The organism is Haliscomenobacter sp. (assembly GCF_033763495.1).
In the GTDB taxonomy this organism is placed as follows: domain Bacteria; phylum Bacteroidota; class Bacteroidia; order Chitinophagales; family Saprospiraceae; genus Haliscomenobacter.
The window spans coordinates 38,508-54,445 of record NZ_JANRKL010000155.1; the positions used below are offsets into that span (position 1 = coordinate 38,508).

Below are 15,938 nucleotides of genomic sequence, written 5' to 3' on the forward strand. Positions count from 1 at the left end.
CAATTTTTTAAAACCTTTACCTATTGTAGCAAAAAAGGAATAATGACGTACTTTTGCGCTCGTTATTGAAAAAAGAAAGAACTGAGGACTAATGAGATACATTCAGTGTAGTATGCTGGCGCTTTTGCGCATCACCCGAAACAACATTTTGCTCTTTGTTGTGGCCATGTCCCCTCTGAGCCTGTTGGCCCAGGAAGTCCGCGATAGCTTACCGGTCGTTGATTATTCCACACCGGTAAACTATGAAATTGGAGGCGTGCGAGTCACTGGTGCCCAATTCAGTGATGCCAATGCCATCACCAGTATTTCTGGACTGAAAGTTGGAGCCAAGATCCGTATTCCCGGCCCCAGCATTCCCAAAGCCATCAAGGCCTTACTCCAATTGCGCTTGTTCACCAATGTGCAAATCCTGCAGGAAAAAACCATCGGCGACGTGGTCTTCCTCGAAATTCAGGTGCAGGAGCGCCCCCGTTTGTCCCTATACAGCTACAAAGGGGTAGGCAAAGGCCAACATGAGACCCTCAACGAAATCGTGAACCAACACGTTACCAAGGGGGGGATTGTGACCGAAAACATGAAATCCAATGCTGCCCGTGCTTTGGAGAAAAACTTCATCAAAAAAGGTTGGCTGGATGCTCATGTGGATGTAAGTGAGATTCCCGACACCGCCCGCCTCAACTCGGTCAAATTGACCTTCGACATCAACCTGGAGGAAAAAGTAAGAATCAAGGACATTTCTTTTGTTGGTGTCAACAATGTTAAAGAGAAGAAGCTTTTGAAAAAAATGGACAAAACCAAGGAGAAAAAACGCTTCCTGGCTGGCTCCAAATTCATCGGCGACGAATACACCGACGACAAAAAAGAAATTGTCAAATACTTCAATACGGTTGGTTACAGGGATGCCCGCATCATTGGCGATAGCATGTGGCGCGACGACAAAGGCGAAATGCACATCCAAATCAAAGTCAATGAAGGCAATCGCTACTACTTCCGCAACCTAACCTGGAAGGGGAACTCGATTTACGGCAACGACCAATTGGACCAAATCCTGGGCATCAAAAAAGGCGACGTTTACAACAACGAACTCTTGGAAAACCGCCTGCGCTTCAGCCAGGACGGCCGCGATGTGAGTACCCTTTATATGGACAACGGGTATTTGTTCTTTAATGTGGAACCTACGGAAGTATCCGTTGAAAACGACTCCATCGACCTCGAACTCCGCATTTTTGAAGGCCCACAAGCCACCATCGATAAGGTCATCATCAAAGGCAACGACCGGACCCACGAACACGTTATCCGGCGTGAATTGCGCACCCTGCCCGGTGAGAAATTCAGTCGCTCTGAAATCATTCGTTCCCAACGCCAAATCCTGGCTCTCAACTACTTCAACCCTGAAAAGCTGGGCATCAATACTCCCGTCAATGCTGAGCGGGGTACGGTAGACATCGAATACACCGTGGAAGAGCGCCCTGCAGATCAGCTGGAACTCTCCGCAGGTTGGGGCGGTGCCCGGCGGGTAATTGGCACTTTAGGGGTATCGTTCAACAACTTTTCGATGCGCAACGTCTTCAACAAGGAGGCCTGGCGCCCTTTGCCTACCGGAGACGGCCAACGCCTGTCTATTCGGGCCCAGACCAACGGCCAGTTTTATCAGTCTTACAACGTGTCCTTTACTGAACCCTGGCTGGGGGGCAAAAAGCCCAACTCTTTCACCATGGGAGGCTTCTTCAACCGCTTTGCCTATCCTCTCTTCGACGGTACTGGCGGTAGCCAAAGTTTGAACATTGTGCAGGGATCTGTGAGTTTGGGTACCCGTCTGAAATGGCCCGACGACAACTTCGTGACCAGTACGGCCATCAACATCCAATCCCTGAAACTGAACCAGTGGACCCAGGGCTTGTTCCGTACCGACCAGGGCGAAATTGTTTCTACGGGTAACTTCAACAACTTCAGTATCCGCCAAAACATCGTTCGTTCCACCGTCAATGACCCAACCTTCCCTCGGGATGGTTCCAGCATTTCCTTGATCATTCAGGCAACACCACCATACTCTCTGTTTGCAGACAAGGACAAAAACTATGGTGAACTCTCGGCCAATGAGCGTTTCCGCTTTTTGGAATACCACAAGTGGCGTTTTGATGTAGACTGGTACACCACTATTGTGGGCAAACTGGTACTCAAAACCTCTTCAAGGATTGGTATCCTGGGCTATTACAACCGTAAAATTGGTACTTCGCCCTTTGAACGTTTCCAGGTGGGTGGTGATGGTTTGAACAACCAGCAATTCGGTTTCCAAGGGGTTGACATCATCTCTTCACGGGGTTACGAAATTGCCGACTTCGAAAACAATGCCGACCCATCGGGCTCTGGCCAAACGCCAACTCCGATTTTTAACAAGTTTACCCTGGAGTTGCGCTACCCCTTGTCGCTCAACCCCAGCTCAACCATCTATGTGCACACCTTTATGCAGGGAACCAACACCTGGAAAAACTTGCGTGATTACAATCCCTTCGACCTGAAACGTTCGGCGGGCTTGGGCTTGCGGGTATTCCTGCCTATGTTTGGTATCCTTGGTTTCGACTACGGTCTGGGCTTCGACAAACCCAACGTAACGAACTTGTTTGCAAAAGGAGTGGCTAACTTTAACATCGTCCTTGGTTTCGAACCAGAATAATTCGATTGCGGATTGATGATTTCGGATTTCGGATTTGCCAGGATGTTGCAACGGGCTTTGCATTGATTTTCTTGTGCAATGACATTATCTTTCAATAAAATCAGCTCAGATGTCTGGCAGCCCAATCCGAAATCCGCAATCCGAAATCCACAATCTCACAGTCGACCTCAACTGCGATCTCGGCGAGGGGTATCCTGCCGACGCCGCCTTAATGCCACTCATCACCTCGGCCAACATTGCCTGTGGCTATCATGCCGGGGATAAAGACACCATGCGGCGCACCATTGGTTTGGCACTGGAACATGGTGTTGCGATCGGCGCCCATCCAGGTTTTGAAGACAAAGCCAATTTTGGGCGTACGGCCATGTCTCTTTCTCCTCAGGCGGTTTATCAATTGGTGCAGGAGCAAATTCTGGATTTGGCCAACCTGGCCTACACCGAAGGGGCTTATTTGCAACACGTCAAACCACACGGTGCCTTGTACAATCTGGCCGCTCAATCCCTCGAGTGGGCCTCGGCAATTGCCGAAGCGGTACGGGACTTTAATGCTGATCTTCTCTTGTTTGGACTGAGTGGTAGTTTTTCCATCAAAGCTGCTCAAACCCTGGGCTTACGCACCGCCAATGAAGTATTTGCCGACCGGAGTTACCAGCCTGATGGCTCTTTGACCCCTCGCAATCAACCGAATGCCTTGATTGAAGATACTCAAGCTTGTATTGCACAAGTGCTACAAATGGTGGAAGAACGGCGGGTCACTGCTCTTTCTGGCCAGAACATAGTCCTGATCGCGGATACGATCTGTCTCCACGGCGACGGTATACACGCTATCTCCTTTGCACAGGCCATTCGACATGCTTTGGAGGAAAAAAAAATCGTTATTCAAGCGCCTTACTAATTAGAAGCTTTAAACCATTTCAAAGTTTTACTATTTTATTAAGTGTAAAATTCTCTGTAACTTAGAGCTTCTTAAATGTAGGATAGTTGAAGAATTTTGGTCCTTTAATGTGTAAACAATGAGCAACGAAGCATCATATTGGTATCTTGAAAACATTGATGTTACTGGTATTTTTTGCCCTCAGAAAATTCGCCGTGGGGATTTGGAAGCGCATTTTCACCGCTGCTACAAACGGGGCGAATACATCTACTTGCCAGACGAAATGTCGGACCGGGTATTTTTCCTTACCGATGGTCGGGTTAAAATTGGCACTTACGGCGACTCTGGCAAAGAGATCACCAAGGCCATATTGGGCAAAGGTGATGTATTTGGTGAGTTATCCCTCATCGGCGAAGACAAACGCCGCGATTTTGCCTACACCATGGAAGAGGCAACGGTATGTGTAGTCAATGTAGATGAAATGAAATTATTGATGCGCGACCATACTTCCCTGGGTTTGTTCATCATGAAAATTATGGGCTCCCGAGTCCTTGAAATGGAAAAGCGCCTGGAATCCTTGGTATTCAAAGATTCCCGTACCCGTATCATTGAATTTTTGTTGGAGATTGCCGAGAAAAAAGGGCGGCGAGTAGGTTTTGAAACGGAAGTCCGCAAATTCATCACCCATCAGGAAATTGCCAACCTTACGGCTACTTCCCGTCAAACGGTAACCACCTTGCTCAACGATTTGCGCGATCGGAATATCCTAACCTTTGACCGACGGCGGTTGTTGATTCGGGACATGGAGAGGTTGAAAGGGGAGGCTTTGCAGATGAGTTAGGGTGATGGTAAAACCGGAGGATCATCTACAAGCCCGGCATCCACTCCTCTTTCAATTCACTGCGCAACTTGCTCAGTGCTCTACTGATTAGTCGCTCTACGGCACTTACTGTAATACCCAACTCTTCTGCTACCTGAGCGTATTTTTTTCCTTCAAGGCGATTGAGTTGGAAAGCCTTCCTGCATTGGGGAGGAAGTTCCTGAATAACCCGGTCGAGTTTTTGGCACAGCTCCGTATAATGCAGAATATCATCAGCTTGTAGTACGGGAGTAGTTGTGTAATCGGGCTCGAAGCTTTCCGTTTGGTTCAACTCGTATTTGATGTAATTGTAGCTGCGGTAGCGCACCGCCTGGTACAAGTAGGCGCGGTAGGAGTTGTTGATTTTTTCAAAAACCTGTTGCTGCCAAAAATTGGCAAAAACTTCATTGACAATATCTTCCGCCGCTTCCTTGGAGTACACAAAGCGCATGGCGTGGTTACAGAGGTTGTTGTAATAACGTTTGAACAATACTTCACAGCCTTTGCGGGCGTCTTGTGCAAAAATTCTTTGCAAAAAAACTTCGTCGCTAATCAGTTTGGGTTCAGCAAACATTTCAGTATCTGCTTTTAATGCAGACAATCTGCTCTCCGTGTCTTTGACTTCGAATTTTGATAGCTTCTCCATGCCGTGAGGATATTGACTCCCTTTAATAGTAGACATAATTTTGGGATTTTACCCCACATGCTGCACTAATGTTTTTTGACTTTAGGTCAATAAAAAATAATATTCTGCAAAAAAAACAGCTCGTTTAATTTTTTTCCCACTTCAATGTGGGGTAAAACCCGCTGCCCTTGTCTGATACGGTGATGCTGAAATTGGTACCTCTATAAGCCTCAAGTTGATTTTTTACCATTTCCCGCGAAGCCTTATGAAAGAAATGATGATTCAAAAAATACTGTTCGATTATTTCGATGGAAGAGCAACTTCTCTCGAGCGGAAGCTGATTGAGGATTGGTTAAAGGAAGATGTTGAAAATGAAACCTTGTATTACCAGTACCTGGATGAATGGGAAAGCCAAAACCCTCAATACTTTTCCGACGATCAGGAGGCCTGGCAAAAATTCCAAACCGTACTCAACACCCCCTTGTCCAATGAGCAGGAACAGCCCCCTACCAAAACCAATGTGGTTAAATATGCTACTGTACGCAGTCTGCGCAAATTTTGGTATGTGGCCGCCTCCCTGGCGATATTGATGACCGCGAGCCTATTTTTTTTGCAAAAAAACATCTTCTATCGTACTTACCAAACGCCCTATGCCCAAACCCAACAACTGACCCTTTCGGACGGTACCGAAGTAGTACTGAACGCCAACTCAACCTTGTACGTACCCAGGTGGGGACAATTTAAACGCAACCGCAGAGTGCTTCTGGACGGAGAAGCGGAATTCCATGTCACCCACACCATCGACAATCAGCGCTTTGTTGTCAAAACCAGCAGCGATTTTGAAGTAGAGGTATTTGGGACAAAATTTGTCCTTTATGCCCGAGAGCAGGCCAAAAAAGTAATCTTGAATGAAGGCAAGGTCCAGGTCAAATACCAAGGTGGGAAAAAACAAGTCATGAAACCCGGTGATGTAGTGATTCTAACCAACGGCGCTCAAACCTTGGACTTGTCCAAAACCGACGACACCAAAAAATACAGCGCCTGGAAGGATCACCAGTTTTACTTCGATGATACCCCACTTGCCCAGGCCTCCATTACCATCAAAGAGCATTTTGGATTGCAGGTGGCTTTTGGCAACCCCGAATTGGCCGAACGCCGCTTGTCGGGCTATTTCAAAGCCGCAAAATCCACGGAATTTTTTGAGGCACTATCAGTCCTGCTGAATGTAGATGTACGTCAGCAAGGAGATACCATATACCTTTCAACCAAATAATAAAATCAGGTCGTATGAAACAATATTTTACCAAACACACGCCATTAAGCATACTCTTGCTTTTGCTTTTGGCTTGCCATCCCTTTCTGATGGCACAAAGTTTGGCTTATGTGCAACAAAATAAGCCAGATCTGGAAACGAAAAACAGCACAAGTTCCAACCCCATCCGTTTGAAAGATGCGCTGAATGAATTGAGTCAGGAATACCAAGTCAGCATTTTATTTGAAGATGTGACTGTAAAAGGTTTACAAGCTACTGTGGATAAAATCAAAGGGGGAAAGCTGGAAAGCAAACTCGAAAAGTTGCTCAAACCCCACCGCTTGACCTTCCAGAAGGTCAACAAAAATGCCTACGTAGTGGTGGCACCAGCGCAAAAAACTGAAAAATCAGGCACCAAGGAAACGAAAAAGCCCGAAAACAACAGTGTGCCAACCTTGCTCAAAAACACACCGGAAGGAAAAAGCCTTTTAAGTGTAGTTAGCCCCCTGCAATCGGCACCCCTGTCGGTGACCATCCCCGACAAAACCATCACTGGTAAGGTGACCGATACCGCGGGAGAAGCCCTGCCAGGTACCAACGTATTGGTCAAAGGGACTACCATTGGTGACATCACCGACGTCAATGGCGACTTTCGGGTAGATGTGCCCGATGAAAACAGCATACTGGTATTCAGTTTTACTGGTTTCGTTACCCAGGAGATTGTGGTAGGCAATCAAACCACGATCAACGTGACGTTGAAACAAGACGACTTGTTGCTCAATGAAGTAGTGGTTGTGGGGTACGGCGAGATAAAAAAATCAGATTTGACGGGCGCCGTGGCCTCTGTACAAACCAAGGATATTGTGCGGGGCAACCCCATCATCGCCGCTAAAGCCATTCAAGGGCAAGTGGCTGGGGCAACAGTAACCAAGCTGAACAACAAACCAGGTACCGGTTACAGCATCACCATCCGGGGTGAAAATACCATCAACAACTCCACCGAACCCCTCATCGTCATCGATGGCTTGATGGGCGGTAACATCAACAACCTCAATCCCAATGACATCCAGTCGATGGACATCCTCAAGGACGCTTCTTCTACGGCGATCTACGGTTCCAGAGGCGCCAACGGGGTAATCATCATTACGACCAAAAAAGGGGTTTCTGGAAAACCCAGAATCAGTTACGACAGCTACATTGGGGTGAAAAATCCGGCCCACCTGCCAGAATTGATGAATACCGCTCAGTTTTACAAGTCCATTTATACCGACCGGATTTTGGAAGGTGCTACCGGGGCAAGCTTTACGGCTGCCGAAAGAGCCAACATCGACGCGAACCACACCACCGATTGGGTTGACCTTGTCACTGGCCCTGGCATGCAGATGAGCCAAAACCTGAGCATCTCGGGTGGTACCGAAAAAACGACCTATCGTTTTTCAGGTGGTTTCCTGAATGAAGATGGCAACGTATTGTACACTGGATTCAAAAGATACAACCTCAATGCTGGCTTGGACAGCAAAATTGGCAAATATTTCAAAGTCGGATTTACCTCCTACGTGAGTTATGGCGACGTCAATGTAGGTTCGGGCGAATCCCTGCGCAATGCCTACCGGGCTCGACCTACCGGAACGGTGTATTACAAAGACGTAGCCAATCCATCAGAGAACTCCGACATCGACGTGAACGGTTACGCTTTTTGGATGGGCATCAACGACAAACAGGTGGGTAACCCCTTGTTGGATATCGACCCTAGCGTTTCAAAACTCCAAACCACCAACGCCTCCATCATCAGCAATGCCTACGTAGAGGTGACGCCGCTCAAAGGTTTGAGCATTCGCTCCTCCATTTCTGCTTCTTATACCACTGAAAGAGCAGGGGATTTTCGGGGTCGCTGGTCCAAATCACAAATTGGGGCCAAACCAAGAGCGCAATACGACAACCGGACCATGGGCAATTATACCCTGGACAACATCATCAACTACAACGTAGAATTCGGTCGGCACAAAATCAACCTGACGGGGTTGCAGAGTGCTTTTTACCAGCGGAATGAAGCCTATTCCATTTTTGTACGCGACCTTCCTTACGACTCCGATTGGTACGCTCTGGGTACTGCTGCAACAATTGGTAGCATCGGTAGTTCATTGGTTGAGCGCTCGATTCTGTCCTATATGGGGCGGATAAACTACTCTTTCAACGACAAATATTTGTTGACCCTGACGGGTCGCTCTGATGGTGCTTCTCAACTTTCCGAAGGCAATAAGTGGGCGTTTTTCCCCTCAGTGGCAGTGGCCTGGCGTTTGGGCGATGAGCCATTCATCAACAACCTCAATGTTTTTTCCAACCTGAAATTGCGCTTGAGCTATGGCGAGGTAGGCAACTCTACGGTGAATCCCTACAGTACCCAAGCCGGCTTGTTGAATACGGGCTATGATTTTGATGGTACGGCAGCTTTTGGCTTTGCACCAGCAAATTTGGGCAACAAAGACCTGCGCTGGGAACGCAGCAACGAGTTGAACCTGGGCATCGATTTTGGTTTCTTTAAAAACCGCATCTCCGCATCCCTGGAATTATACGACCGCAAAACGGTGGATTTGATCCTGAACCAAAAAATACCTACCGTAACCGGCTTCTCCCAGGTGATTGCCAACGTGGGCCAGATTGAGAACAAAGGGGTGGAACTCACCCTCAGAACAACCAATGTGGTGACCAAAAACTTCAATTGGAACACCACTTTCGCCTTTACCAAAAACAACAACAAATTGCTGCAATTGTACGGCGATGGGCAACTGGTTGACAAAGGCAACCGCTTGTTTGTGGGGTACCCCATCCGCGCCAATTTTGACTACGAATTTGATGGAATCTGGCAAACCGAAGACAAGGACCTTGCTGCAAAATACAAACAAGTACCTGGCTCCGTAAGGGTGGTTGACCAAAACAACGATGGCGTTATTTCTTCTACCGATGCCATTGATGACCGCGTTGTATTGGGCTCCGAATTGCCCAATTGGATTCTGGGTGTGACCAACCGCCTTACTTTCAAGCAATTTGACTTTTCTTTCTTTGTCTATTACCGTGATGGTACCCAGTATCGCAACAATACCCTGGCCGGGACATTTGGAGAAGTAACCGGAACCCGTTACAACCGCCTCGCATCTCTGGATTATTGGAGAAGCGACAACCCATCCAATACCTATTTTGGGGTAGTTGCGGCCAATCCATACCGGAATGCAATCTTGTATCAGGATGCCAGCTTCTTGCGCATTTCCGATATCACGCTGGGTTACACCTTGCCACAAGCCGTAATGGACAAGTTGAAAATGGCCAGTGCCCGTTTTTATGGCCAGGTGATCAACCCTTACGTGTCGTCCAAATTTACAGGATTTGATCCCGAATTCAACTCAGCCATTTTCCAGGACGATGTTCCGTCGATGACATTGCTTTTTGGCGTAAACATCAGTTTCTAATCGTTTAACTCTGTATCCAATGAAATCAACAATAATAACTCGTTTCACTTTTTTCGCAATCACTGCACTCTGCTTGGTTGCTACAGGCTGTGATGAAGATTTTTTGACCGAAAAACCAGTTTCGACTCTGACCACAGACGTGTATTACAAAACCGAGGCGGGTTTTGAGGACCTGGTGCGCTCCTGTTACCCCTTGTTGCGCAACATTCACCAAAACCGGACCCTCCAATTGAATGGTACCGACATATTTACCGCAGGAGGATACGGCGATCCCAAATTCGCTACTCCAACCGTAAACACCGGGCCAATTGAGCAATACGATGTTCGCTTCAATGCCACTTTGGGTGAATTACAAAGTCTTTGGACCTTGTTGTATACCGAAATTGGGCGTACCAATACTGCAATCACTCGTGCCGATGGCATTACCACCATGGCCGCAGCCCTGAAGGATGCCCGGGTTTCGGAAGCCAAGTTTTTGAGAGCCCTTTGTTACTTTTACCTCGTTCAGCATTGGGGCGACGTACCCATGCCACTGACCGAAATCGTGAGCCCAACCAAGGAAGCAACCCGGGTGCCTTCGGCAGATGTTTACAAACAAATCATCACCGACTTGCTCGAAGCCGAAGCCAAACTTCCGGTTACAGCTACCAATTACGGTCGGATTACCAAAGGTGCAGCCCAGTTTTTGCTGGCCCGGGTTTACCTGACCCGTGGCTGGAATTTCAAAAACTCCCTGGGTGGTTCTCCTGCTGATTTTGATTTGGCCCTGCAATACGCCGACAAAGTCATCGATGTATATCCTTTGGCTACCAATTACAATCAATTGTTCCCCACCCGTTCGGAGAACCCCTTGAAACAATACACGGGGGCCCAGAACGACAAAAACCCGGAGATCATTTTTGCCGTACAATACAATACCGATGTGTTGACCAACAAAACCGATCCGGCATTTCCTGTAGACGCAGCAGGTGGAAACAACTTGCATTCGGTATTCAATGGCAGTGGCGAAGGGTTCCCAGGTTCCAAAGGTAGAACGAGTGATTACAACCGCTCCCTGGGATTCCACAACACTACTCCCGCCATGTATCGTTTGTATGATCCGGAGAATGATTCGCGCTACGACCACAACTTTTTGGAGGTAGGTTATGCCCTGCAAGCCGTAGCAGGCTTCAAACCCCAGCCAACCTTGAATCCCAACCTGAAAATTGACATCAAGGCTGGGGATACCGTGGTGTACTACCGCCCCTGGAACAAACCAGCTACTACCTTGGCAGAAAGAGGTGTCGACATGGGCGGCCAAAAGAAATATTCGGTGGTAAACCCTGAAGAATGGGGTGGTGGCTACGGATTCATCAATGGCAGTACAGTAAACGTGAGTGGATTTCCATCCGGGGAGCCTCACATGTGGAAATTCTGGCAGCCAGGTATTCCCTACGGTGATGCGTTTGGCACTTTCAATGAAGCAGTATTCCGCTCCGCTGAAGCCTACCTGATCGCCGCCGAGGCCATCGTCAAAGGGGCCAAAGGTGGAAAACTGGGTGGTGCCGAGGTTTACTACAATCGGGTACTCGACCGCGCCTTGGGCGCAAAAAAAGGCAATGACCCAAGGTGTGCCCTGGCACCCGAAAATGTCAAATCCCTGGAAACCGTATCCTACCGCGCTACTGCTGCCAACATTACCATCGACCTGATCCTGGACGAACGCGCCCGCGAACTCATGGGGGAATATTCCCGCTGGTTTGACCTGAAAAGAACCGGAAAATTGGTTGAACGGGTGAAAAAATACAATCCCTGGGCAGCCAAAAGTGGTACCATCAATGATGTACACTATTTGCGCCCCATTCCACAGGCCGAGATCGACTTGTCCTTCCCAGCCATGACCCAGAATGCGGGGTATTGAGATTATTTTCTGAATTAGCTCTTAAATGAGCCTAGCGCAGTACAAAGAACATCAAAGTAGCGTAAGGGGCACAAATACTGTCAACGTCTAACTTTGTGTCCTTTGTGCTGCCTTGGTGTTCTTTGTGTAAAAAGTGTCGCTTTGGTGGTATTGTAAAGAATACACTCTTTTTCAGATTCTCTGTATACCTACCTTCAAACCATCTGTTCATGAAACAATACTTACTTTTTGCTGCCTTTTTTTGTTGTGTTACGCTTTGTTTTTCCCAAACCCAATGGAAACCACTCTTCAACGGCACCGACTTAAAAGGCTGGGTCAAACGCAATGGCAACGCCGAATACAAAATCATCGATAAAGCCATCGTTGGAGTCTCCCAACTTAATACCCCAAACACCTTTTTGTGTACCGAGGCAACATACGGCGATTTTGTACTGGAACTGGAAGTGAAGGTAGAAGTTGGCCTCAATTCAGGCATCCAAATCCGCAGCCTCAGCGATCCAGCCATTATGAACGGCCGGGTACATGGCTATCAGGTGGAAATTGACCCCGCCGAACGCACCTGGAGTGGCGGCCTCTACGACGAAGCCCGCAATGGCTGGCTGTACCCCCTGTCGATCAATCCCCGGGGACAAAAAGCTTTTAAAAATGGACAATGGAACAAATACCACATTGAAGCCATCGGCCCTTCCCTCAAAACCTGGATCAACGGCATTCCTTGTGCCAATGTCCTTGACAATCAAACTGCACGTGGTTTCATAGCCCTGCAAGTGCACGGCATCAAACGGGAAGACCAAAATGGCCTGACCGTACAATGGCGCGACATCCGCATTGCTACCGAAAACCTGGCCGCCTATACCTGGAAAGGAGGGGAAGAAGCTCCTGAGGTCAATTACCTGCCCAATCAATTGTCTGAATCGGAAAAACGCACGGGCTGGCGTTTGCTTTGGGATGGCAAAAGCACCGCAGGTTGGCGCAAATTCAACACCGATGCCTTCCCTCAACAAGGTTGGGCTGTTGAGGACGGCGTACTCAAAGTGCTCAGCTCGCACCAGGACAGCACCCGCAAAGGTGGCGACCTGATCAGCAATGAAAGTTTTTCAAATTTTGAATTAGAATTGGACTTCAAAACCACCAAAGGCGCCAACAGCGGTGTGAAATACTTCGTGCAGGAAGACCGAAAAAGTAAAGCTACAGCAGGCCTGGGGCCTGAGTTTCAAATCCTCGACGATCAAAACCACGCCGATGCGAAAGCTGGCGTGGGCGGAAACCGCACCACCGGATCATTGTACGACCTGATTGCCGCCGAAAACCTCTCCGAAGGCAGCACCGAAAAGCGCATGAACCCTCCCGGAAAGTGGAACAAACTGCGTATCGTTTCCAGGAACGGCCACGTGGAGCATTGGTTGAACAACCTGAAAATGGTGGAATACGAGCGGCATTCGCAGGTTTTTCGCAACTTGATCGCTAAGAGCAAGTATGCGCCGTACCCCAAGTTTGCCCAGGCTCCATCTGGTCATATTTTATTGCAGGATCACCACGATGAGGTGCATTTTCGCAGTATAAAAATCCGGGAATTCTGATCTCCAAACCATATTACAATGAAACGTACGATCTCTAAGGTGCCCTAAGGTGTCTAAGGTGGTTCAAAAAATACACCACGAAGTGGTTGAGATGTTTTATTTGAACCACCTTAGGCACCTTAGGACACCTTAGGGGTTAAATAAGCTCAAAACCGTGAAGAGATTTTTCCCTTTAGCAGCAAGCCTGTTTTTCTTGACAGTATTTTTTCTTCAAAGCCAGGTGGTATTTTCTCAAAATGCCCTCAAAGCGCCCGTCGACCTCGTCTACCCCCTCGTTGACGCGGCCAATTCCCGTTGGTTCTTTTTTAACTCGGCCTGTCGCCCCTTTGGAATGGTCAATCTGAGCCCCGATAACGCCATCAATGCCGACTGGGGAGCCGGGTACCGCTACAACCTGGACAGCATCAAATGTTTCAGCCACATCCACTGCTGGCAACTATCCGGCATTCCCGTGTTGCCCACCACCGGCAACTTCAAAGGCCATTTGGGTGCCAATCAATACGGCTCCAAATTTTCACACGATAAAGAAGTCATCAAGGTTGGCTACCACAAAGTAGTCCTGGATGCCTACAACATCACTGCCGAATTAACTTCCACCACCCGAGTGGGTTTTCACCAATACACCTTCCCCAAATCTGAGCAAAGCCATATCCTTTTTGACTTTTCGACCTTTTTAGGCCCATCCGACACGGAAAAAGGCTTGGTAAAAAAAGTCAACAATCAGGAAATTGAGGGGTATGCGGTGATGGCTCCAACCACCCGCCGCCCCAAAACCGTAACGGTCTTCTTTGTCGCCGTTTTTGACAAACCATTCGATACTTTCAAGGGCTGGCGCAATGGAAAATTGGAGGAAATTAGCGACCGCATCGAAGGCGCGCGCACTGGAGCTTACCTCAGCTTCAGCACCCAGGCTGGCGAAGTCCGCAAAATGAAAGTGGCCATTTCTTACGTCAGCGAAGAACAAGCTCGCCTCAACCTCAATGCCGAATTGCCCCATTGGGACTTCAATAAAACCGTGCAAGACAGCCGCAGCGAATGGAACCAATGGCTGAGCCGCATTGAAATTGAAGGGGGTACCGAAAAAGAGCGCAGCCGTTTTTACACCGACTTGTGGCATGCCCTCCTCGGTCGCCGCATCATCAACGATGTAAACGGGAAATACTGCGACATGACTGGGCCGCAACGCCGCATTGGCCAAATCCCGCTCGATGCCCAGGGCAAACCCAAATACAACCACCACAACTCCGACTCCTTCTGGGGCGCACAGTGGACGATCAACAGCCTTTGGCACCTGATGTACCCCGAAGTGACCGAGTCCTTTGTCAACTCCATGGTGATGATGTACCAGGATGGAGGCCTCATTCCCCGTGGGCCTGCCGGGGGCAACTACACCTACGTGATGACCGGGGCTGCGACCACCCCTTTCATCGTCAGTGCCTACCTGAAAGGCATCCGCGGTTTTGACATCGAAAAGGCTTACGAAGGGCTCCGCAAAAACCACTTTCCCGGCGGCATGATGAGCAAGGCGGGTTACGAGCACAATACCTTCAAAGGTGGAGGCATTGAGTACTACATCGAACGTGGCTACGTGCCGCATCCCTTGAGCGAAACCCGCTATGGATTCCATCAGGATGGCTCCACTCAAACCCTGGAGTACGCTTATCAGGATTACGGCTTGGCCCAAATGGCCAAAGCCTTGGGCAAAATGGACGATTACAACCTCTTCATGAAACGGGCAGAGAACTACAAAAACATCTGGAACCCCGAAATCGGCTGGATGTGGAACCGCACCCTGGACGGCAAATGGGGCGAACCCGTCGACATCCTGACCTACGACCATGGCTGGGAGGAAGGCACCGCTGCCCAGTACGTCTGGTTTGTACCCCACGATGTGCAAGGTCTGGTCAACTTGATGGGCAGTCGCGAAACTTTCACCCAGCGATTGAACGAATCTTTTGAAAAAGCGCAAAAGCACGACTTCGTATCCGGCAAATCACACGACAAAGAAACCCTCGATCAATACCGCCGCGTGTACATCAACTACGGCAACCAGCCTAGCATCCAAACCGCCTATTTGTTCAACTATTCGGGCGCTCCCTGGCTGACCCAGTATTGGTCGCGGCAAGTGGTGCAAAAAGTATACAGTGATTTGTCCCCTGAACTAGGTTACAGCGGCGACGAAGACCAGGGCCTCATGGGCAGTCTGGCGGTGTTGATGAAAACGGGCCTCTTTTCGGTCAATGGTGGCACTGCGGCGAAGCCTTTTTATGAAATCGGCAGCCCCATTTTTAACAAAATCACCCTGCACCTCAATTCCAAATATTACCCTGGTGGAAAATTTGTCATCGAAGCCAAAAACAACGCGCCTCAGAACTACTATATCCAGTCCGCAACCCTGAATGGAAAAGCACTGAACCAATCCTGGTTGTTGCACGAAACCCTGGTCAAAGGTGGAAAAATGACCTTACAACTTGGCCCTAAACCCAATAAATCCTGGGGAAGTAAGCCGGAGCAAGCACCTCCTTCGATGACTGCGAAATGAAATTATCGATCCACAATGACACAAATTATCACAAATTTTAGCACAAACTTCGTTTGTGTTTATTCCGACAATGAACACGAATGAAGGGAGTGGGATAATGACTTGTTTGAAGATTTGGAAAATTAAAATTTTATAATTAAATTTGTTAAGGAGTATATATACTGTATT

Annotated in this window: 9 protein-coding genes; 8 read left to right on the forward strand and 1 reads right to left on the reverse strand. The window is 48.4% G+C overall.

Features of this window, described 5'->3' with window-relative positions:
• Positions 1-91 precede the first annotated feature (91 nt).
• From SFV55_RS16455 to SFV55_RS16465, 3 genes are all read left to right on the forward strand, one after another.
• Positions 92-2,674 carry an outer membrane protein assembly factor gene (locus SFV55_RS16455; RefSeq protein WP_320030617.1) on the forward strand — a complete coding sequence of 861 codons (2,583 nt, stop codon included), beginning with the start codon at positions 92-94 and terminating at the stop codon, positions 2,672-2,674.
• 109 nt (positions 2,675-2,783) lie between these two features.
• A complete protein-coding gene (locus SFV55_RS16460; RefSeq protein ID WP_320030618.1) occupies positions 2,784-3,569 on the forward strand; it encodes a 5-oxoprolinase subunit PxpA in 786 nt (261 codons plus the stop codon).
• A 118-nt stretch (positions 3,570-3,687) separates the two neighbouring features.
• The gene (locus SFV55_RS16465) at positions 3,688-4,389 is read left to right on the forward strand and encodes a Crp/Fnr family transcriptional regulator (protein WP_320030619.1); all 702 of its coding nucleotides are present in this window, start codon (positions 3,688-3,690) and stop codon (positions 4,387-4,389) included.
• 25 nt (positions 4,390-4,414) lie between these two features.
• On the opposite strand, the gene SFV55_RS16470 is transcribed toward SFV55_RS16465, so the two are convergent.
• Positions 4,415-5,053 carry an RNA polymerase sigma-70 factor gene (locus tag SFV55_RS16470; RefSeq protein ID WP_320030620.1) on the reverse strand — a complete coding sequence of 213 codons (639 nt, stop codon included), beginning with the start codon at positions 5,051-5,053 and terminating at the stop codon, positions 4,415-4,417.
• A gap of 244 nt (positions 5,054-5,297) precedes the next feature.
• On the opposite strand from SFV55_RS16470, the gene SFV55_RS16475 reads away from it, so the two are divergent.
• From SFV55_RS16475 to SFV55_RS16495, 5 genes are all read left to right on the forward strand, one after another.
• Positions 5,298-6,305 (forward strand): FecR family protein, encoded by a 1,008-nt coding sequence (locus SFV55_RS16475; protein WP_320030621.1) that lies wholly within the window; start codon positions 5,298-5,300, stop codon positions 6,303-6,305.
• A gap of 14 nt (positions 6,306-6,319) precedes the next feature.
• Complete coding sequence (locus SFV55_RS16480) at positions 6,320-9,748, forward strand: TonB-dependent receptor (protein ID WP_320030622.1); 3,429 nt, start codon at positions 6,320-6,322, stop codon at positions 9,746-9,748.
• Between the two features lie 19 nt (positions 9,749-9,767).
• Positions 9,768-11,648, forward strand: a complete 1,881-nt coding sequence (locus SFV55_RS16485; protein ID WP_320030623.1) for a RagB/SusD family nutrient uptake outer membrane protein — start codon at positions 9,768-9,770, stop codon at positions 11,646-11,648.
• A 209-nt stretch (positions 11,649-11,857) separates the two neighbouring features.
• Positions 11,858-13,228: a DUF1080 domain-containing protein gene (locus tag SFV55_RS16490; RefSeq protein ID WP_320030624.1), complete on the forward strand. Its 1,371-nt coding sequence runs from the start codon at positions 11,858-11,860 to the stop codon at positions 13,226-13,228.
• Positions 13,229-13,421: 193 nt separating this feature from the next.
• Complete coding sequence (locus tag SFV55_RS16495; RefSeq protein ID WP_320030625.1) at positions 13,422-15,770, forward strand: GH92 family glycosyl hydrolase; 2,349 nt, start codon at positions 13,422-13,424, stop codon at positions 15,768-15,770.
• Positions 15,771-15,938 lie beyond the last annotated feature (168 nt).